Annotated in this window: 20 protein-coding genes, 1 rRNA gene and 1 riboswitch; of the genes, 4 read left to right on the top strand and 17 right to left on the bottom strand. The window is 43.4% G+C overall.

The window, feature by feature from the left end; all coding sequences use genetic code 11:
* The 5 genes from ACQCVH_RS23560 to ACQCVH_RS23580 form a co-directional block, all read right to left on the bottom strand.
* Window positions 1-80 (bottom strand): 16S ribosomal RNA (locus ACQCVH_RS23560); the annotation flags it as partial.
* A gap of 330 nt (window positions 81-410) precedes the next feature.
* A complete protein-coding gene (locus ACQCVH_RS23565) occupies window positions 411-1,067 on the bottom strand; it encodes a GDSL-type esterase/lipase family protein (protein WP_426838040.1) in 657 nt (218 codons plus the stop codon).
* Between the two features lie 79 nt (window positions 1,068-1,146).
* The gene (locus ACQCVH_RS23570) at window positions 1,147-2,298 is read right to left on the bottom strand and encodes an ATP-binding protein (protein ID WP_426838041.1); all 1,152 of its coding nucleotides are present in this window, start codon (window positions 2,296-2,298) and stop codon (window positions 1,147-1,149) included.
* A gap of 57 nt (window positions 2,299-2,355) precedes the next feature.
* Window positions 2,356-3,153: a hypothetical protein gene (locus tag ACQCVH_RS23575; RefSeq protein ID WP_426838042.1), complete on the bottom strand. Its 798-nt coding sequence runs from the start codon at window positions 3,151-3,153 to the stop codon at window positions 2,356-2,358.
* Between the two features lie 376 nt (window positions 3,154-3,529).
* The gene (locus ACQCVH_RS23580) at window positions 3,530-3,739 is read right to left on the bottom strand and encodes a cold-shock protein (RefSeq protein ID WP_009795535.1); all 210 of its coding nucleotides are present in this window, start codon (window positions 3,737-3,739) and stop codon (window positions 3,530-3,532) included.
* 316 nt (window positions 3,740-4,055) lie between these two features.
* On the opposite strand from ACQCVH_RS23580, the gene ACQCVH_RS23585 reads away from it, so the two are divergent.
* The gene (locus ACQCVH_RS23585; RefSeq protein WP_257991527.1) at window positions 4,056-4,337 is read left to right on the top strand and encodes a DUF6509 family protein; all 282 of its coding nucleotides are present in this window, start codon (window positions 4,056-4,058) and stop codon (window positions 4,335-4,337) included.
* A 60-nt stretch (window positions 4,338-4,397) separates the two neighbouring features.
* Here the strand turns inward: ACQCVH_RS23585 and ACQCVH_RS23590 are convergent, their stop codons facing one another.
* The gene (locus tag ACQCVH_RS23590) at window positions 4,398-4,796 is read right to left on the bottom strand and encodes a cytosolic protein (protein ID WP_426838043.1); all 399 of its coding nucleotides are present in this window, start codon (window positions 4,794-4,796) and stop codon (window positions 4,398-4,400) included.
* 163 nt (window positions 4,797-4,959) lie between these two features.
* Here ACQCVH_RS23590 and ACQCVH_RS23595 point away from each other — a divergent pair, with 163 nt between their 5' ends.
* Complete coding sequence (locus ACQCVH_RS23595; protein ID WP_426838045.1) at window positions 4,960-5,784, top strand: GNAT family N-acetyltransferase; 825 nt, start codon at window positions 4,960-4,962, stop codon at window positions 5,782-5,784.
* Between the two features lie 32 nt (window positions 5,785-5,816).
* Here ACQCVH_RS23595 and ACQCVH_RS23600 read toward each other — a convergent pair whose 3' ends face one another.
* The 7 genes from ACQCVH_RS23600 to ku all read right to left on the bottom strand — a co-directional run bounded on the left by ACQCVH_RS23600 (window position 5,817) and on the right by ku (window position 12,338).
* Entirely contained in the window at window positions 5,817-6,314 is a 498-nt protein-coding gene (locus ACQCVH_RS23600) for a metallophosphoesterase family protein (protein ID WP_426838046.1), read from the bottom strand.
* Between the two features lie 68 nt (window positions 6,315-6,382).
* A complete protein-coding gene (locus ACQCVH_RS23605; protein WP_009795530.1) occupies window positions 6,383-6,583 on the bottom strand; it encodes a cold-shock protein in 201 nt (66 codons plus the stop codon).
* Window positions 6,584-6,739: 156 nt separating this feature from the next.
* A complete protein-coding gene (gene cshA / locus ACQCVH_RS23610) occupies window positions 6,740-8,197 on the bottom strand; it encodes a degradosome RNA helicase CshA (RefSeq protein WP_276541856.1) in 1,458 nt (485 codons plus the stop codon).
* 339 nt (window positions 8,198-8,536) lie between these two features.
* Complete coding sequence (locus ACQCVH_RS23615) at window positions 8,537-8,737, bottom strand: cold-shock protein (protein WP_009795528.1); 201 nt, start codon at window positions 8,735-8,737, stop codon at window positions 8,537-8,539.
* Between the two features lie 200 nt (window positions 8,738-8,937).
* Window positions 8,938-9,789: a bifunctional 5,10-methylenetetrahydrofolate dehydrogenase/5,10-methenyltetrahydrofolate cyclohydrolase gene (locus tag ACQCVH_RS23620; protein WP_426838047.1), complete on the bottom strand. Its 852-nt coding sequence runs from the start codon at window positions 9,787-9,789 to the stop codon at window positions 8,938-8,940.
* 58 nt (window positions 9,790-9,847) lie between these two features.
* A riboswitch (ZMP/ZTP riboswitch) is annotated at window positions 9,848-9,931 on the bottom strand.
* Between the two features lie 794 nt (window positions 9,932-10,725).
* Window positions 10,726-11,379, bottom strand: a complete 654-nt coding sequence (locus ACQCVH_RS23625) for a phosphatase PAP2 family protein (RefSeq protein ID WP_426838049.1) — start codon at window positions 11,377-11,379, stop codon at window positions 10,726-10,728.
* A gap of 113 nt (window positions 11,380-11,492) precedes the next feature.
* Complete coding sequence (gene ku / locus ACQCVH_RS23630) at window positions 11,493-12,338, bottom strand: non-homologous end joining protein Ku (protein ID WP_426838051.1); 846 nt, start codon at window positions 12,336-12,338, stop codon at window positions 11,493-11,495.
* Between the two features lie 170 nt (window positions 12,339-12,508).
* Here ku and ACQCVH_RS23635 point away from each other — a divergent pair, with 170 nt between their 5' ends.
* Entirely contained in the window at window positions 12,509-14,347 is a 1,839-nt protein-coding gene (locus ACQCVH_RS23635) for a DNA ligase D (protein WP_426838053.1), read from the top strand.
* A 61-nt stretch (window positions 14,348-14,408) separates the two neighbouring features.
* Here the strand turns inward: ACQCVH_RS23635 and dapF are convergent, their stop codons facing one another.
* Entirely contained in the window at window positions 14,409-15,392 is a 984-nt protein-coding gene (gene dapF / locus ACQCVH_RS23640) for a diaminopimelate epimerase (protein WP_426838054.1), read from the bottom strand.
* 154 nt (window positions 15,393-15,546) lie between these two features.
* On the opposite strand from dapF, the gene ACQCVH_RS23645 reads away from it, so the two are divergent.
* On the top strand, window positions 15,547-15,816 hold the full coding sequence (locus tag ACQCVH_RS23645) for a hypothetical protein (RefSeq protein WP_426838056.1): 270 nt from the start codon (window positions 15,547-15,549) through the stop codon (window positions 15,814-15,816).
* Between the two features lie 47 nt (window positions 15,817-15,863).
* On the opposite strand, the gene ACQCVH_RS23650 is transcribed toward ACQCVH_RS23645, so the two are convergent.
* From ACQCVH_RS23650 to ribH, 3 genes are all read right to left on the bottom strand, one after another.
* Window positions 15,864-17,108, bottom strand: coding sequence for an EAL and HDOD domain-containing protein (locus tag ACQCVH_RS23650; RefSeq protein WP_426838058.1), 1,245 nt, complete (start codon window positions 17,106-17,108; stop codon window positions 15,864-15,866).
* 445 nt (window positions 17,109-17,553) lie between these two features.
* Entirely contained in the window at window positions 17,554-18,849 is a 1,296-nt protein-coding gene (locus ACQCVH_RS23655) for an NCS2 family permease (RefSeq protein WP_426838059.1), read from the bottom strand.
* A 114-nt stretch (window positions 18,850-18,963) separates the two neighbouring features.
* Window positions 18,964-19,434: a 6,7-dimethyl-8-ribityllumazine synthase gene (gene ribH, locus ACQCVH_RS23660; RefSeq protein ID WP_148974277.1), complete on the bottom strand. Its 471-nt coding sequence runs from the start codon at window positions 19,432-19,434 to the stop codon at window positions 18,964-18,966.
* Window positions 19,435-19,442: the final 8 nt, after the last annotated feature.

The following is a 19,442-nucleotide window of genomic DNA, read 5'->3' on the forward strand; positions in this document are numbered from 1 at the left end:
CTCCCATCCGTCCGCTCGACTTGCATGTATTAGGCACGCCGCCAGCGTTCGTCCTGAGCCAGGATCAAACTCTCCATATAAGAGTAAGATTTAGCTCTGATAAAAATAAGATTAACGTTGACGTTTTGTTCGTTCAGTTTTCAAAGGACAATCTTCCAATAGCGCTCTATTGAAGCAGCTCTATTATAGTACCAGTTTAGCAACCTCTTGTCAACATAATTCGATAAAAATTATATTGCGGAAATCATAGATTGATAAAATGAGAAGAAATATAGCAGCAGTCAATGTCGATTGCTGTTCATTTATAATAACAGCACTGTAGAATATGGTCAACAGGAAACGAGATGGAAATTATTGGGTTTCTCCAAAAAACAAGACAGGTGCCCTCTCTTCCTTGAGATGGAACCTGTCTATTGGCAGATCAAAAGTCCATAGCCAGTATTTTTTATTTTTTCAGCAATGCGATTATAGCCGCTGTCATTGGGATGCACTCTGTCCATCGCCACAAGATCATTCTCATTTCCTTTGAATACCTGATATATATTCACCGTCCGAAAGTGATGGTGATCGCACAGCTGCTGCAGCTGCTTATTGAATTTTCTAATCCACCGATCTGCTGTTTCTTCCCTGGGAACAGGATTATAAAGGTTTAGGAGATAAACCATATAAGACTCCGCGGAATCTGATTTTAGTTCAGTAATATGTTCTACAATGCCGCTTAGCTTTTCTGCTGATAAATTCAGGCGCGAAGATATATCATTTTCATTTTTTGTCAGCAGATATGATCTTAATCCCTGAATAAGGTCGTTGCCTCCGGCTGTAATCGTAATTAGTTCTGATTCCGCTAATGCATTGGATACTGCAGGAGACCTGACAGCTTCCAGAACTTCACCTGAAAGGGCTCCCGGCCTAGCATAAGTTTTATGGACAACCCTCCGGCCAAGGGATTCCTCGGCAAGTCTGGCAAATCGCGGCACAAAGCCGGGGGAAAAGAACGAAGCACCTACACCTGCAGTAATCGAATCGCCCACTGCAGTATAGTTCAGCGGAATTTTTTTGACATCCAACCTAATCCCCCCTTCTGATTACGAATTTATTTATTCATATTCAGCCGGGGGCATTTCTGTTGATTGTACGATTAAAATATTATGAATCGTTGCGGCATTCGGCAGGAAGGTCAATGATAAACTGTGCTCCCTCCCCATTCCTCATTACATTCATCATGCCGCCGTGATTTTCAATAACCTTTTTGGAAACTGAGAGCCCAAGCCCTGTCCCTTCATCCTTCGTAGTAAAAAAAGGGTCAAAAACATGGGGCAGAATAGAGGAAGGTATCCCTCTTCCATTGTCCCTGAATTCAATTCTAATAAAGGAGTCAGCTCTTCTGGCAGCAATGATTATTTTGAGCGGTTCGCTTCCTTTAGCCTGGAATGAATTTCTGAAAAGGTTAATGAACACCTGCAGCAATTCATCACGGTCTCCTTTAAAGAACGTTTTATCTTCAATGTCTGTTAATTGATATTCAATTTCCGCATTATACAGCAGCGCTTCACTATTCAGGAATTTCCCGATATAATCCAGAATAAATTCCTTTACATTCAGCAGTTCGCTGGTCGTTTCCCCCGGTTTTGCAATTCTGAGGAAATCTGTGATGATTTTATTGGCCCTGTCAATTTCCGGGATCAGCAAGGAAGAAAACAGCTCAGACACTTCTTGATTTGTCTTGCCCTGAAGGAGCTGAAGATAGCCTCTTACCGTGGTAAGCGGGTTTCTGATTTCATGGGCTATGCCTGCTGCAATCCTCCCTGCAAGAGCCTGCTTCTCTGCTTCCTTTACTCCATTAAGGAACTGAAACGCACCCAATACCCTCTTCACGTTTCCGTTTCCGTCCAGTATAACCCTTGTATTGTTGATTCCATAATTTTTGTCAAGCACTTCCCTGTTAACGATCGGCTTCTTCGTCCTGAGGGATTCGAGCAGATTTATTTTATCATCAGGGATCTTCAGCAGCTCCCTGATGTGGCGGCCCACGATTTCTCCTCTGTCAGCATGAAGGTCCCTCGCAGCTTGGAGATTGCATATGGTTATAAGTCCATTACCATCTATAAAAACAATATGATGAGGAACCAGATCAAGTATAGGATTCAGGAAGCTCTCCAGCTTTTCAAACGATACGCCTTCATCCCCTTTATCCAGGCCAGGCCAATAACCCTGATTTACTTCTGCCCTGTTTTTCAGCTGCAGTATTTCATTCCTTAATCTAGCATTTTCCTGTTTAAGCCGTTGAACTTCATCCATGAAAACATACCCCTTAAAGAGTGCATTATTTCTTATATTATAATGCATTTCTGGACATTACACAGATTCACCTTTAATATCAGGAAAGATATAAACGGCCAGCTTGCCGATCAGAAAGCAGAATAACGTAATGAGCGCAGCTGAATATACAGAACTCCACAAATGGGAAATCGTCAGAACATCAGCCTGGATCAAAAGTTTTTCAAAAAGCCAGGCTCCCGCAAATAGTCCTGCAAATACCATCTTCCTGAATTCATAAATGACTATTACAGCTAATATCAGGCTGTAAATCAGCCAGATTAAGGTGCTGAAAGCCAGCTGATCACGGTCATGCGACTCAAAAAAGCCGGCGTGGTAAGTATGGATCCGGAAGAAGATCACGGTATAAAAAACAGCGGCCTGAATGATTGTGGTAATTGCCATATATACCGTCACAAACCTTACAAAAGGGGAAGGGTTTATTAATGAATCCCTCCATATGTCTGTCACAAACATAGCAGCAAAAAGTATTACGCTCGTGTACCAGGTTCTCCACCAATGCTGCTCATAAACGCCCTCCCTCAGGAAAAAGCTCTCTATTAAAAAAATGCCGGCTATTACTGCAAGCCTCCATAGAAAGCCAATCCGGAAAACAGAGACTGCTGTAAGTACCGCCGGAATGAAAAGTGCCTGTGAAATACTTGCCCCAAATACCTCATCAAACCACTTTTCTTCAAACACAGTCGGCCTGTATGTGTATGCTTTTCCAAGAATAAATACTATGTATTCCAATATAAAGGACAAACCCATTACAAAGAAATAGAGCGGCAGTGATACCCTGATTTCTTTCCTGAAGGAAATAATGATTAAAATCACACTAAAAAATACCAAAGCTGTAAAAAGGTGCATGCCAGTCACTGTTTTTCTTCACTTCCATCATGTCTAAAGGATTTTCCTTTATTTTGCCCGCTGCTGACTGATTTATCCGAACAGACAAAAGCGCAAGCGCCTTGATCACCCCTTAAGGAACACAGACTAAGAACGTTACGTCCTGCGGCACGTCTGCATGGCCAGCTTCCCGGGGGCCTCAAGACCCCGGAAAGGCATTCTTTGCCTTTTTGGGAGGTTCGTCTTGTGACTCGGCGCAGCTGCTCGACGTTGAACAAGAATTGATAATAATCCACAAGACTTACAATTTATAATTTCCTTAACAACAAAAAAAGAAACCAAATGGCCGGGCCATTTGGTTTCCTTATTTTGAGTAGATGCTATTATTAACAACAACTTGAAGCAGCTTAGTCGATTCCTTCATTTCACTGTTGCAAAGCGGGCAAGCCGGCTGATCACTGCTTTTAAAGTTATCACGCAGCCATCCATTGCAGCTGTCAGAAATACATTCCCAGACTTTCACTTCTTCTGTTTTTACTTCTTCGGTATTTTTTCTCCCGAATCCCATTGCCATAAAAGGCACCTCCTCAAAGAGCCGAAGCCCTCGAAAAATAAAAATTCACCCGTTATAAAATAAATGGACTGGATCCTTTATAACAAGTGAATTTAAAGTTAGATGTTATTTCCTGAATTAAATACTTTATAAGTATACAGCATTTCCCTGTATTTGTCAACGCACCATTTTAAAGTCTGTCAGTATGAATTTGCACCCTTTAAGGATGGAAAAAACGGATTTGAAGAAGGATAAGAACAAAAGATTACGCTGGCCTGCATAAAAGTGTATAATACGAATGTCGATAAACAGAAACTACCCAGAGAGGATGATATAGATGGAAATTACAGGACATTTGATTGAAGAAATCATTGATCCTACAGGGATACTTGAAGGGCAGAGGTATGAGTTCCTTTTGGACATAGAAGTTCCGGAAGATGATGAATTATACTCCGAGGAAGGGCTGAGCCTGCGTGTCCTTTTTTACAAAGATGAAACAGGTTCAAAAATCCTCAATTACCACTTCTTTTTTTCTGATGAAAAGGCTCTCGATTTCGCACTCGATGAAGAAGAGGAGAAGATGGTGGAAAGCTACTGCAGGGCGAACCTTCCTGCATAACAGCATTCCCTGCATAAACAATTTAAAGCAAAAAAAGAGCAGCAAGCTGCTCTTTTTTTATTACTCGATTTTTTGGCCTTCTTCAATAATATGATACATAAGATGAGCAAGATGATGGATAGGTCCGTACACTTCCTCTTCCTCTTCTTCCCCTGCTTCTTCACTGAATTCAAGATCGTTCAACTGAAGTGCAGCAAATTGGTAGAAATCCTTCAGTTCAAACGAATAACAGGCACTTGGCTCTTCATTTTCTTCTTCATAATGGAGAACCAAATACGACTCTGTCCCCTCTTTGCTGATCGCATCAAAGTAAATAAAAAAGCCTACGTTTGTATCAAGTTCGAAAAGATGCCTGGTTCCGCCTTCAGTGGCAATATTGAAATCCTCTTCATTCAGCTTACTAACCTTCATTGCTTCTACTTGATCTTCTTTGTGAAATTCTACTGTAAAATTTTTCATTATCCAACACCTCCGGAATCATTACTCTACTTATAATAACCATTCCAGGTGAACTACACAATTAAATGCCACTAATTGCATAATTCTGATGGTTTGCAATTATGTATTCCTCTTCTCCCTCCTTCAGGCTAATATAGATATATACGAGATTGGGGGGACAGCGATGCTGACAGTAAGACAACTGAAAGAAATCAAGGAACTTCAGGATATTTGCGAAAAACATGAAAATTTCAGGCTAAAACTTAATTGGGATATGCTGAAATCAAGGAATATCGAATCAAAAACAGACTTCTTCACTTATCAGGATGGGAGATTGACAGGTTTTTTGGCTCTGTATCCTTTCGGGGCTAAAATGGAGATATGCGGAATGGTTCATCCTGAGCATCGGCAGAAGGGAATTTTTTCAGCCCTCTTAAGGCAGGCTGAAAAACAATTGGCAAGCGCTTCTGAAATACTTTTAAATGCCCCGGCAGAGTCCTATGCTGCCAAACAGCTTTTCAAATCGCTTCCTTGTACGTACTCTTTCACTGAGCATCAGATGAAGTATTTTCACTCAGATATTCTTTCTGAAAAAATAGAGGTCGAAATAAGAGAGGCGTCTGCCGGAGATGCAAATATTTGCATCCTGCTGGATGTTCTTTGTTTCAGCCTTTCTAAAGAAGATGCCACTCAGTTTTACGAGCAAACAGCAGCCGATCATGAACAGACTTTATTCATTATTGAGTACAACGGAGTCCCCGCGGGCAAGGTGAGGATACAGACAGACGGCAAAGAGAGCTGGATTTATGGATTCGCCATCCTTCCTGAGTTTCAGAGGCGCGGCATTGGAAAAAGCGTTTTAAGCAGAATTATCAGGCAGGAAAGGAAACAAGGGAGGGATATTTTCCTGGAGGTGGCCGCCGAAAATAGTAATGCCCTAAATCTTTATACATCATGCGGATTTAAACCGCTTGAATCCCAGGATTATTATGAGCTGAAAATCAATTAGCAGGACGCATAAATGCGGCCTGCTTTTTCCCGTTAAGCTTCTTTATCAAAATAAATGATCTCTGCTGAGAGCTCTTCCTCTGCCCTGATTACAGCAAAAGAAAACCGCGGCTGCCTCCTTTTATCAGTTGGAGAACCTGGATTTATGATAAGAGTGCCGTTTTCCTTTTTCAGGACCGGTATATGGGAGTGGCCGAAGATTAGACAGTCCAGTTTGTCAGCTGCAAAAGCTTCAAGCGCTCTTTTTTCAGTTGTCTTCCCTTTTCCATGCCCATGCACAACACCAATTTTAAAACCATTAATATTAAGGATGAGCTTATCCTTCAGCATTCCCTTGAGCTCTCCGCTATCTGTATTTCCCAACACTCCTTCAACCTTCCCGAAGGATGAGAGTTCCCTGTAAACAGACAAGTCCTGCCAATCACCGGCATGAATGATAACATCCGAAATCTCCAGATATTCAGTGAGAAGCATGGGCAGCACCCTTCCTCTTTTTGGCATATGGGTATCTGCTATGGCAGTTATAAGCAAACCTCATTCCTCCTTTATAAAGCAAAGAAGAGCCCCGCTAGGAGACTCTTCATCATATGAAGTGAATATTATAGTTTCGTCACATTAACAGCCTGCGGTCCACGCTGGCCTTCTTCAATGTCAAATTCAACTTCCTGACCTTCATCAAGGCTTTTGAAGCCTTCAGACTGGATTGCAGAGAAATGGACGAATACGTCTTCTCCACCTTCAACTTCGATGAATCCGAAACCTTTTTCTGCATTGAACCATTTTACTTTACCTGTAGCCATTTACATTTCCTCCTAAATTTCAACAAAATCTTTGGGGCGATGCCCCGCTATATTAATATGGGTAAGTTTTACAGATTTTATAATCATTTTTTAAAAATTTTTCAGGAAAGATATCCCATCCTCTTATAAAATCCGTAAACTCCCCTCAATTAGCTATTACCCCTTCGAGTTAGGAGTAAAACCTGATTTTCCGCTTCTGCCTCTTCTGCGGTCGCGTCCGCCAGCGCCGCTCCTGCTTCTGTCGCTGCGGCGGCTTCTGTCGCGGTCAAACTTCGGCTTTGGCTTTCTTGAGCGGATCGGCTCTACAGCAGTAAGCTTAACTGGTGTTATATCCGGTTCTTTTGTCAGCAGCTTAAGTGCAGCAGCAAGCAAGGTGACTGAATCTGTTTCCTCAAGGAGATTTTCTGCCGATCTTTTATATTCATTGAATTCTTCGTTTTCGATAACCTTCATCATTTTATTAATGGTTGCCTGCTGGCTGCCTGCGATAACATCCCTGAAAGTCGGAATCGGCATCTTCGCCATTTTTGTTTTTGTTACCCGCTCAATGAGCTTTAGATGATCAATTTCACGAGGAGAAACAAATGTTACAGCAAGCCCCTTCTTTCCGGCACGGCCAGTCCGCCCGATGCGGTGAACATAGCTTTCCGGATCCTGCGGGATATCAAAGTTGTAAACATGGGACACTCCGCTGATATCGAGTCCCCTCGCAGCCACATCTGTCGCTACCATAATATCGATGGTCTGTTCCTTAAAGCGGCGGATTACCTGATCCCGCTTATTCTGAGGAACATCGCCATGGATGCCTTCAGCAGAATAGCCGCGTTTAATAAGCCCTTCAACGACTTCGTCCACACGCTTCTTGGTGCGCCCGAACACGATAGCCAGTTCCGGGGACTGGATGTCGAGCAGGCTGCAGAGCACATCGAATTTCTGCTTTTCATGCACTTCCATATAATGCTGCTCAATATTTTTTACAGTAAGTTCTTTAGCTTTAATCTGAACCATTTCCGGTTCTGTCATGAACCTCTCTGCTAAAGATTGAATGCGCCTTGGCATTGTCGCTGAAAACAGCAGCGTCTGGCGCTGTTCAGGAACTTCGCTTAGGATGCGCTCAATATCCTCAATAAAGCCCATATTCAGCATTTCATCAGCTTCATCAAGTACAGCCAGTTTGATTTTATTCAGGCGGATTGTCTTTCTTTCGATATGGTCAATCAGCCTTCCCGGAGTAGCTGCGATAATATGAGGTCCCCGGTCTTTCTTCAAAGCGCGGATCTGTCTGGAAATGTCCTGGCCTCCGTAAATCGGCAGAGTCCGGACGCCTTTCACCTGTCCAATCCGGTTCAGTTCTTCAGCCACCTGTACGGCAAGCTCGCGGGTAGGCGCCAGAACAAGGCCTTGAATCCCTTCATTTATGTCAATCTTTTCGAGAAGCGGAATGCCGAAAGCTGTGGTTTTACCCGTACCGGTCTGCGCCTGGCCAATCATATCCTTTCCGCTCAGCCCGATTGGAATGGCCTGTGCCTGGATAGGGGTCGGCTCTTCAAAGCCCATATTGGAAACTGCTTTTTCAAGCTCTTTGCTTAAATTAAAATCCGAAAAAGTTGTCAAAGTTTAAATCCTCCTTAATTTCTAACCAATTGTTTCTTATCAAATTGTACATAGGGTACAGCAGGTATATATCTAGGCTAACCACTTTCTATCTCTTTTTTACATTTCCGATTCAAATAAGTTTAAACCCCGCCCAAGTGATTATATTTACAGCACAATCAAAGTCCGCCTCATGGGCGGGTTTTCTAGGGGAATGGTGGAAGGATACGAAATGGAGTAAATGAAGGAAAGAAAAGCGTTATTCAGGAGCCTGCTTCTTCTTTTCATAAGTTGCCGTCCGTTTCAATACACAAAAAGGCGATGCATGCTTTGCCATGCATCACCTCATCATTCATGCTATTAGCCTTTAACTACGTTAGAAGCTTGTGGTCCACGGTTGCCTTCAACGATTTCGAAAGTTACTGCTTCGCCTTCTTCTAAAGACTTGAAGCCTTCAGATTGAATAGCTGAAAAGTGAACGAAAACGTCCTGGCCTTCTGATGTTTCGATAAATCCAAATCCTTTTTCTGCATTAAACCATTTTACTTTACCTGTGTTCATGTATAAAAACCTCCAAAAAGTGTTTCACTATAAGTTTGCGGTATAATATAAAAACAAAAAAATCGCAGCCTGCACGTGCTGAAGAAGATAAAATCGACTACCACCAGCGCAGCTACGACTACTTATCCAAATATAAAACGAATCTTAAAGTGTTAAGTTAATATTACTTCATTAAAAAAGACAAGTCAACCTTTTCTTCTTCAGGCATTAACCCCAAGTGTCTTTTCTGCTGCTTCAACCGTATGCTTCAGCAGCATCGAAATTGTGACTGGGCCAACGCCGCCTGGTACAGGTGTTATGGCTGATGCCTTTTCTAGGCAGCTTTCATACTCTGCATCTCCGACATTCCCCTTATTATACCCTGCATCCAGGATAACAGCCCCAGGCTTGATCCATTCTCCTTTTATAAATTCCGGCTTTCCGACTGCAGCAATGACAAGATCAGCCTGGCCAACATATCGGTAGAGATTTTCAGTATACGAATGGCATGTTGTTACTGTCGCATTTCTGTTTAAAAGCAAAGCGGAAACCGGTTTTCCAAGGATAGGGCTTCTACCTACCACTACAGCATGCTTACCTTCAACGGGGAGTTGATAATAATCGATAATTGCCATTATTGCTGCAGGGGTGCACGATGGATATGTACCAAATCCGAGGGCAGTCTGCCCGTAGCCGTGGCTTGTCACACCGTCAACATCTTTATCTATGCTGATGGTTTCAAATGCCTTCCGCTCATCTATATGTCCGGGAACAGGATGCTGAAGCAGGATGCCATGAACTTCCTTATTTTGATTCAGTTCTTCAATCTTTTTTACCAGTTCTTCTGTTGTGGTTTCTTTCGGCATGTGAATTCGTTCAGACCGGATGCCAAGCCGGGCGCAGGCATTCCCTTTCATTCTGACATAAGTTTCAGAGGATGGATCATCTCCAACCAGGATGGTGGCAAGGCAGGGAGTGATCCCTTTTTCCTTGAGATCTTCCACCCTCGGCATCAATCCCTCTTTAATATCATCTGCCACCCGCTTACCATCAAGAATCAATTTTTCAGTCATAGCATACAACCTCCAGGTATAAAATTCAGGCCGCTTTCCCAAAAGGCTAAAGCAGACTGCTGGCTGCCCAGACGACCGGCTATATATGCACGCAGCTCCACTGTGGTTTCTTCCACTATCGTCGTCAGTCACTGCGCCTCTATTAATAATTTTCCTATTTTAATTATATCACAAAACACAGATATTACGAATATATCCATATATAAATGTTCGTATTTATGACACATATAGTTATGTACAACACAGTATTTACTGTTAGTTATTGGTCAATGAATTGAAAAAGGACAGCATGTAACCACGCTGTCCTTTTTATCATATTTGAGGCTATATATAATGTATATTAAATGTAATTTCAACCTAAAACAATGAAAGCCCTGCCTCTCTTCCATCCTTGCGGCTCCGAGACCGCGCCAGCGGGAATCAGGTAAACAATCGGGATAAGATAGCAGCTCTTTAAGATTCAGTCATTTAAAGACCGCATTATTGAATTGAAGCAATCCATGCGAAGAAATGTTTCGGGTTTATAGAAGATGTGCATTAAGAAGAAATCATACCATTCAGGCGGCATCCTGCTGTACAGCAGCCGCATCTGATAATCAAGCTGTCCACAAATTAATTCTTAAAGGTATAAACCTATTGTTGCTAAGCAGTAAAAATCTAAAAGAGCATGATCTGCAAAATGGCGTTCCGCTCCATTCTGCCCGCAGATATCCTCAAATACGTGCTTTACTAGTATAGCACAAAAATGAAGACTGTCAACTAATTGGAAATCAAATAACCGAAGCAGAGCAGAATGATTTTCGCGGCCACGCCAGGCCTTCACGCCGAATCATATTGCCTCCGGCTCTGGTGTGCAATAGGTGTGGAGCTATTACTGTGATGCAATACTTTATGGCTAAAAGATTCGATTCTACATAACAGCAGCAAATCCTTTTTTCACAGACCCTTCCGATACTCGTACAACCTGAAAATAATGATGCAGGCTGCCAGCCAGGCTCCGCCGGCCAGGAAGCCGCCTGCCACATCACTTGGATAATGCACCCCCAAATAGATTCTGCTTAAGCCGATCAGGAAGATGATGAGGACATTTGCGAGGACAGACAAGACCTTTAAGCTTTGCCGCGAAAACAGGTGGACCAATATATAGGCTGAAGCACCATAAAATATAAAGGAACCCATGGAATGGCCGCTAGGGAAGCTGAATCCGGATTCAGTCAGGAGCGGGAGAATATCAGGTCGTTCTCTTTTAAAAATCCACTTTAGCAGCCAGTTGAACAGCGCTCCGCCGCCTGCACCAGCCAGCAGAAACACGCTTAATGCCCATTTTTTATAAACCATGAGAATGACTCCCCCTGCTGCGGCCAGAAACACAAGAAACTTCACAGAGCCCAGGAATGTAATTGAGAACATCAATGCAGTCAGCTGGTCATTGATATAAGACTGGACAAAATTGATGATTGTATGGTCAAAAGCCTCCAGCTCGTTTTCTTTCAGCTCTTCCGCCATTTCGGCAAAGAGAAAAGTAAAAAGCCCAAGAAGAGCTGCAGCAGAAAGAATATACATAAGTTTGATTCCTGTCAGTTTTTTCATGTATGACTTCCTTTTCTTGTTATTGTCCTGTACCTTCTATATTGCCTATTTAGGCAGTTTGTGAACATAATTCGCATATGAATAGGAAAAAACCGCACAAAGGCGGTTTTTCATCACGCTTCTTTCTTTTCCTTTGGCCGTGCAGCAGCCCTTTTCTTGCGCGCGGCCGGCTTTTTCGGTTTTTCGGGTTTGGTATTGTCGATCGAAGCCTGCAATGCGGCCATCAGGTCTGTCACATTTGATTTTGTTTCTTTTTCTGCAGGAGTGACCACTTCTTGGCCTGTCCGTTTTGCTTCAATGAGATCCAGAAGCGCAGACCTGTATTCATCTGTATACTTGTCAGGCTCAAATGCAGTTGTCAGCTGGTCGATGAGCATGATGGCAGTTTCCAGCTCTTTTTCCGTCACTTTGTCCTCGGAAGGGACGTTCGGTACATCGCCGGCTTTCCTCACTTCATCCGGAAAGTGTATAGTTTCCATGATCAGAGTATTTTCAAATACCCTGACAACGGCCAGCTGCTCTTTTGAGCGGATGATGATTTTGGCGAGCCCAACCTTTTCAGAGTCTTCCAGTGCTTTTCTCAAAAGCGAATAAGCCTTTCCTCCCCCATCACCCGGAGACATATAATAGCTGCGGTCATAATAGATGGGATCGATTTCAGCCATTTTAACAAAATCGATGATTTCAACAGCTTTGTCTTCGTTGGCCTGCTTCAATTTTTTCAGGTCCTCGTCTTCAAGAACGACAAATTTTCCCTTTGTGTATTCATAAGCCTTTACAATATCTTCCGGCTTGACTTCTGTTTCACAGACCGGACAGATTTTCTCATATTTAATCGGAGAATGACACTCTTTGTGAAGAGTCCGCAGCTTAATGTCCTTGTCCTCAATTGCTGCATGAAGCTTAATCGGTATATTTACAAGCCCGAAGCTGATGCTGCCTTTCCAGATTGTATGCATCCTGATTCTCCATTCTATTGTCTTTAACTTTAATGTGCGATGATTCATCATTTGAAATGCAAGATAACTTCTGCCAGCGGAGTAGGATTCCCCCCAGAATGGAATAATGGAGGATGAGCCGTTTTAATGGCTAAGGATAGTCGAATCCTGCCGCGGAAAGGAGTGTCACAATGAAACCAATGCTTCCGAGCCTGACCTTTGATGCTCCAGATGCCAAAGGATGGTTTTACGAAGTAAAATACGATGGATTTAGAGCCATCCTTGAGTGGGATGACAAGGGGCTTTCTTTGACAAGCAGAAATGGCAAACCGCTGCTGGAACTTTTTCCCGAAGTCAGGTCCTTTCTCGAAGACAACCTCCAGCTGTTTGAACCTTTCCTGCCTCTTCAATTGGATGGAGAGCTTGTTTATTTAGAAAATAAACATAAAGCACATTTTGGTTCTATCCAAGTAAGGGGGAGAATGCGTTCAGAAAAGAGGATTTTGGAAAAAGCCAGACAATCTCCATGCCGCTTATTGATCTTTGATGCATTAAAGCTTAATGGGAAGAGCATAACAGCATTGGACTATAGGGAGCGTAAAGCCGCATTAGAGAATTTTTTCACATCAGCACATCTCCCGCTTGAGCCTGACGAAAAGAGCACGAGGCTACTTCAGATGATACCTGGATATGGTGATTTTAAAAATCTGTGGGAACAGGTGATCCTTCATGATGGCGAAGGAATTGTGGCTAAACAGGAGAAAAGCAAATGGGAGGAAGGCAAACGCTCAACCTTATGGCAGAAATATAAAAATTGGAAATATGTTTCTTGCTTTATCACTGCTTATGAAAAATCTAATGGTTATTTCTATGCAGGCGTGTATGATGGCGGAAGGGTCCACCCGATCGGCCAATTTATATTCGGGCTAAAGCCTGATGAGAAAAAGGCCCTTATGGAGACAATCAAAAACAACAAAAGAGAAGAAGATGGCAGATTTGTTTATGTTAATCCCGGCATTTGTACAGAGCTAAAGTACCTGGAGATTTATGATGGACAGATGCGCGAGCCCCACTTCCATCAATTCCGTTTTGACCTGAAGCCTGAGCAGTGCACCTATAGCCAATTTGCCGAACAGCAGAAGAATCTCCCCGATGATGTAGAAATCACACATCCTGACAAGCCTATATGGGAAACGCCTGCACTAAAGAAGATAGACTTTATCCATTATCTTCGGGAAATTTCCCCATATATGCTGCCATTCCTAAAAGATAGGCTTCTCACCGTCATCAGGTATCCGCACGGCATTTTCGGGGAACCCTTTTACCAAAAAAACGCACCCGACTATACACCAGATTTTGTTGAAACAAAAATGTCAGATGGAATCAATTATATTATCTGCAATAATCTTAAGACATTTCTCTGGCTCGGCAATCAGCTGGCATTTGAATTTCATATACCATTTCAGACTATCAAAAGCAAAGGTCCGTCTGAAATCGTCTTCGATCTGGATCCGCCGTCCCGGGATGCATTCACCCTTGCTATAAAGGCTGCACTGATGATTAAAGAGGTGCTCGATCATCTTAAGCTCACATCATTTGTCAAGACATCCGGGAATAAAGGGCTCCAGGTTTACATCCCGCTTCCTGAGAATGCCTACACATATGATGATACACGCCTTTTCACTTCTTTCATTGCTGACTATCTGATATCCAAAGAACCGGACCTTTTCACAACTGAAAGAATGAAGAAAAATCGGGGCAGCAGGCTTTATGTCGATTATATCCAGCATGCAGAGGGAAAGACGATCGTGGCACCATACTCAGCCAGAGGCAACCAGTATGCCGGTATCGCGGCACCATTGTTTTGGGAAGAAGTTAATGACCGGCTCAGGATGGAGGAGTTCCGGGTAGATAATGTTGTAAAACGCATCAACAAACTGGGAGACCCGCTTCAAGGTTATTTCTCTGCAAAGGATTTGCAGGCTTTTTCTCCGGTTCTTGAATTTTTGAATGCAGAAAAAAAGACCTGAAAGCTCACAGTATCTTTCTGCACATGAAAAAGAATGCTGCGGCGGCAGCATTCTTTTCTTATCATAGATATTCTTCTATTATTTCACGGGCATGTTCCTGCAGCTTCCCATACTGTTCTGCTTCGGCCTCAAAGTAAGCTTTTTCACCCAACGTAAACGGATTAGGCTGGGCAGGGTCCACATAGGCTTTTACACGGTACATATACGTCGCGTTCCCGATCAGGTCGATTGTATACCCGCCATTTGATTCATGTGCAATACACTGGACCTTTCCCCCATTATTGTACACATCCACCGGCCTTTCAAGCTTATTCATCCCTTGCAGGCAGGATACCAGGGTGGAAGCTGACATCGCAGTTCCGCAGGCATTCGTGAAGCCCACACCGCGCTCAAAGGTCCTCACGTAAATGCTTTCCTCTCTAAGAGGCTTGATGAAGCTGACATTTACTCCATCAGGAAACAGCTCATTCGGGCCATTGACTTGCTCACTGATATCTTTTTGAAGATCTGATCTAATATCCTCTTTGCTGCAAACCGCAATCAGATGCGGATTGGGCACAGCTAAAGCTGTGAAATTAAGCGAATCTGACAACGAGCTTATTTTCTCATCCTTTAATGTCTCCTGATTCAGGATAAGCGGCAAATCACGGATTTGGAAGGAGACTGGTGAAATTTCAACAAGATAGGTTGGAATCTCCGGGAAGATATCCGGCCGCTTTTCAACCTTTAAATCAGCCCTCATGGTTTCAATGATCGCTTCCTTCAAATCTAATAGTTCGCATACATAGCGGGCGACACAGCGCAGGCCGTTGCCGCACATTGAAGCTTCTGATCCATCGGCATTAAAAACCCTCATCCGGGCATCGGCTTTATCACTCTTCATTGTAAAAAGAATCCCGTCTGCCCCCAGTTCAGAATCCCGGCGGCAAAGAGCGATGGCAAGCTCCCGCCGCTGCTCTTCCGTAAATCCATAATTTCTTGATATCTCATCTATCAGCAAAAAGTCGTTTCCCGACCCATGGCATTTCAGAATTTCTATTTCCATTTCAAAACCCCCATTTTCCCTTTAACCTGCTAAATCATCATAATAATAGATTGCCATAAATTCCTCTTAAGTTCAATCCTCTTGCGGACGATATGAGTTAGAATACGATATGGCGGGTATTAACTTATGTGCAGGCCGGAGGTGAGTCAAAGCAATGCAGGAATATAAGTTCAAATTTTTCATCAGCAGGGTTGAAGAGCTTGAGGCAGCAAACGGGTTAACAGAAAAAACAGCTTTTGTAGATACGAGGATCCTGTACGGGGAACAGGAAATTTACAATGGCTCTATCCGGGTACGCTTCAATGATCATGGAACATTCCCCAATCCCGCAGACATAATGGCCGCTGCATCACAGAATTCTTTAAGAAAGCTTTTGGCCGCAGAAGCAAAGAGATATGTCAAGCCGCAAAGACGATGGCTCTGACAAACTTCAAAAGCGCCGCAGACCGGCGCTTTTGAAGTCAGCTGCAATCATATGTAAAGCGATTCTTCGGAAAGCAGACTATTGGTCCATGCTATAGAATCAACATAGATGCGAAAAAGAGCATTTTCTTCTATTTCAAGGCACCTGCTTTTTTCACCGATCAGTTTCCAGTCAGCCCTCTCAACAGCGACCGCAAGATCCAGCACATCTTTAAGAGGATTTTTGATGCCCCTAAGCGCATCCCCTATTTCGTCCTGAAGCGGCAGATCAGTCAATATATCCTCCATAGATGCTCCAAGAATGCTGTCCATCATTGAAAACATTCCTGTTAAAAAATATTGGGCATTCAAAGCCCCTTTCTTTCTTAGAACCGCTATAGATTCAGACATCTTTGCCCTTATCAGGCAAATCCTGATCGTTTCCTTCTGCACTGCCTTCTTTTCCAGGGCAGACTCCCTGACAGCAAGCACATAGATCCACTTCTGGATTTCATTAAGCCCCAGCAGAACCGTCGCCTGCCTGATGCTGTTTATCTTGTGCTTCGGCCTGAAAGCCGGAGAGTTGATCAGCCTCAGCAGCTTATAGGAAAGCGATAAATCTCTTTCAATCAGATTTGATATCAAATCTATGCTTGGGTCAGCAGTTGAGAGATTATAGATCATCTCATAATAAGAATGAAAATAGGTCGGAACATCATAAGTTGATACAATTTCAGGTTTTTCAAAAAAGTAGCCCTGAAAATAATCATAGCCCCTTTTTCTCGCATCCTCAAACTCAGCTCTTGTTTCGACTTTTTCCGCTACCATTTTGAGCTTGAGCCGTTTGGCTTCCCGCTCAATCCTCTCCCGCATGCAGGCTGGAGTAGCAAGGAAGTCCACTTTAATTATATCTGTATACTCGAGCAGCTGCTTTGAAAAAGGATTTTCTTCCTGGAGGGCGTAATCATCAAGGGCGATCTGATACCCCAGGTTTTTCAGTTCCCGGCAGATATCAATCAGATAGCTGCTGGGTTCCACCGTTTCCAGTATTTCCACAACAATCTCCCTTGGCCTGAAATAGGTCGGAAGCCGGAGCTTGAGGAGATTTTCGGTAAAATTAATAAAACAGGGCTTGCCTTCGGACAGCCTGTCGATTCCTATATTCAAGAAACTGTTTATAATGACGTCGGCGGTCGCCTGGTCGCCGTTGATAATGGGGAATTCATTCACCTGGCTGCTTCTGTACAGCAATTCATAAGCGAATACTTCTTCCTTAGTGTTAAAAATCGGCTGCCTCGCAACAAAGACTTCCATTTTATAACCTCCGCTGTTATTCCAAATGTTAGGTTGTCTTTATTTTAAAACAATATTTGCCAGTATGTCTGTCGAAGTTTGTAGAATAGTATATTTTATTGGATAATAGAATATACATTCCCCTTTTCAATGGGGCTGTTGTTTTCCGTTCCAGGCACTTCGCTTCCCGCGGGGCGGCGCTGCAATCCCGCAGGAGTCTTCGTGCCTTCCACTGTAAACAACAGGGTTTTCAAAATTTTATTAGAAACTGCAATAAGATGGAAGCACATTATTGAAATTTTAAGTAGTGAACTATTAGCAGTTCTTTAAACTCTCAGCCTGTCATTCTTTCTCTAAATATCGCAATATAGTTAGAATGCAAAAAAGAGGCACGGAATGTGTTAATTCCGTGCCCCTTTTTGTTAACATAGTGCAACGCCAATGATAATGGCGCTTTTTTTAGAAATCAGCTGATGACATGAAACACGAAGTTTGCCAGGAATAGTCCTGCGATTACATACAGAGCAACGGAGACTTCCTTCGCCCTTCCGATCGCGATTTTGAGGATCGGATAAAGGATGAACCCGACGGCTATTCCGTCTGCAATGCTGTAGGTAAACGGAATCATCGCTATGATGAAGAACGCCGGGAAGCTTTCACTCATATCCTTCATATCAAGGTTGCGGATGTTCTGAAGCATCAATCCGCCTATGATAATGAGGATAGGTGCAATCGCACTGTTTGGAATCAGCTTGATTACCGGAATGAAAAATGCCGAAAGCATGAACAGAAGCCCTGTAGCCACTGTCGTAAGTCCTGTCCTGCCTCCTGCAGCCATGCTGGCTGCACTTTCAACGGTTGAAACAGTTGGACTTGTTCCGAAAAGGCCGGAAAGCAGTGCAGAAACTGAATTTGCCTGAAAAGCCCGCTTGAAACGTTCCGGCTTGCCGATGAATGAAACATGGCCGTGAACCAGACCGATATTTTCAAACACCAGGACCATGGTCAGCGAGAATACTGCCACCCAGAACGTTATGGAAAAGAAGCTTTCAAAAGACATAGCCCCGAAAACATCCAGATAATCGCCAAAAGAAAAAGAAGATTCTTTTGCCTGCGATACATCAATATTTCCAAACAGCAAGGCAATGAGCGTTCCGGCAGCAACAGTGATCAGAAAATTTCCCGGGACATTCCGCATAAACAAAACGATTGCCAGCAGGAATGTAATGATCGTCGCCAGCACCTGCGGATCTCCCAGATTGCCTAACGCAATGAGCGAGTTGGTGCCTTTTTCCACAATGCCGCCCTTTTCAAGCCCAATCAGCATCAGGAATAACCCAAGGCCTACAGTGATAGCTTCCTTGAGCGACTGTGGAATGGCTGCACTCAGGGTCCCTGCAAAACGCGAAAAAGCCACGAATGCAAAAACAAGCCCAGAAACAAATACAACCGCCAGCGCTTCCTGCCATGACAGCCCCATAGACTGCACAAGTGTGTAAGAAAACAGGGCATTGATTCCCATTCCAGGCACAAGAAGGATTGGTACATTCGCCCAGAATCCCATCAGGAAACAGCCGACAACCGAAGTGATGATGGTCGCCATGATGGCAGCTTCCAGAGGTATTCCGGCCTCTGAAAGAATGAGCGAATTGACAGCTATGATATACACAATGGTAAAAAAGCCGATCGTACCCGCCATCACTTCCTTCTTGAAGCTTGTTTCATTGGCATCAAGCTGGAATAATTGGTTTAGCATTTTCATTAGTATTACCTATTCTGTTGTATAGCCCTCTCCCTACCCGCTCTCCCTGATAAACAGGTGAGCCACAAAGATATATTTTAGCAGACATTGAGTTCTCTGCCAATAGGAGACCCTTTAATTAGCCATTTCTCTGTAGAGATTACCCATTTCAATCGCTCCTGCGGCAGCCTCCCAGCCTTTGTTTCCTGCCTTCGTTCCGGCACGTTCAATCGCCTGCTCGATCGTATCGACAGTCAGAACACCGAAGATAACCGGGATTCCGCTTGACATGCTGATTGATGCCACCCCTTTTGATACTTCGCTGCTTACATAGTCGAAATGCGGTGTAGCTCCTCTGATGACAGTCCCTAGTGTTATGACGCTGTCATACTTTCCGGAATCGGCCATTTTCTTAGCTGCAAGAGGAATTTCAAAGGCTCCCGGCACCCACACGACCGTTACATCTTCCTCTGCGACACCATGCCTTTTCAAGCTATCCTCTGCTCCGGACAGAAGCTTCCCGGTTATAAATTCATTGAACCTTGAAACAACAATACCAATTTTAAGCCCAGTACCTACCAGATTTCCTTCAATCACTTTTTTCATCGTATTTT

Source organism: Bacillus infantis (assembly GCF_050107595.1).
Taxonomy (GTDB): Bacteria; Bacillota; Bacilli; order Bacillales; family Cytobacillaceae; genus Bacillus_AB; species Bacillus_AB infantis_C.

Coding starts and splice junctions, on each gene's coding strand:
- ACQCVH_RS23620 (WP_426838047.1), bottom strand. CDS start 9,789: ATGACTGAAAAATTGATTCTTGATGGTAAGCGGGTGGCAGATGATATT.
- ku (WP_426838051.1), bottom strand. CDS start 12,338: ATGCATACAATCTGGAAAGGCAGCATCAGCTTCGGGCTTGTAAATATA.
- ACQCVH_RS23585 (WP_257991527.1), top strand. CDS start 4,056: ATGGAAATTACAGGACATTTGATTGAAGAAATCATTGATCCTACAGGG.
- ACQCVH_RS23645 (WP_426838056.1), top strand. CDS start 15,547: ATGCAGGAATATAAGTTCAAATTTTTCATCAGCAGGGTTGAAGAGCTT.
- dapF (WP_426838054.1), bottom strand. CDS start 15,392: ATGGAAATAGAAATTCTGAAATGCCATGGGTCGGGAAACGACTTTTTG.
- ACQCVH_RS23655 (WP_426838059.1), bottom strand. CDS start 18,849: ATGAAAATGCTAAACCAATTATTCCAGCTTGATGCCAATGAAACAAGC.
- ACQCVH_RS23615 (WP_009795528.1), bottom strand. CDS start 8,737: ATGAACACAGGTAAAGTAAAATGGTTTAATGCAGAAAAAGGATTTGGA.
- ACQCVH_RS23590 (WP_426838043.1), bottom strand. CDS start 4,796: ATGAAAAATTTTACAGTAGAATTTCACAAAGAAGATCAAGTAGAAGCA.
- ACQCVH_RS23580 (WP_009795535.1), bottom strand. CDS start 3,739: ATGGCAATGGGATTCGGGAGAAAAAATACCGAAGAAGTAAAAACAGAA.
- ACQCVH_RS23595 (WP_426838045.1), top strand. CDS start 4,960: ATGCTGACAGTAAGACAACTGAAAGAAATCAAGGAACTTCAGGATATT.
- ACQCVH_RS23605 (WP_009795530.1), bottom strand. CDS start 6,583: ATGGCTACAGGTAAAGTAAAATGGTTCAATGCAGAAAAAGGTTTCGGA.
- ACQCVH_RS23625 (WP_426838049.1), bottom strand. CDS start 11,379: ATGAAAAAACTGACAGGAATCAAACTTATGTATATTCTTTCTGCTGCA.
- ribH (WP_148974277.1), bottom strand. CDS start 19,434: ATGAAAAAAGTGATTGAAGGAAATCTGGTAGGTACTGGGCTTAAAATT.
- ACQCVH_RS23650 (WP_426838058.1), bottom strand. CDS start 17,108: ATGGAAGTCTTTGTTGCGAGGCAGCCGATTTTTAACACTAAGGAAGAA.
- ACQCVH_RS23570 (WP_426838041.1), bottom strand. CDS start 2,298: ATGGATGAAGTTCAACGGCTTAAACAGGAAAATGCTAGATTAAGGAAT.
- ACQCVH_RS23635 (WP_426838053.1), top strand. CDS start 12,509: ATGAAACCAATGCTTCCGAGCCTGACCTTTGATGCTCCAGATGCCAAA.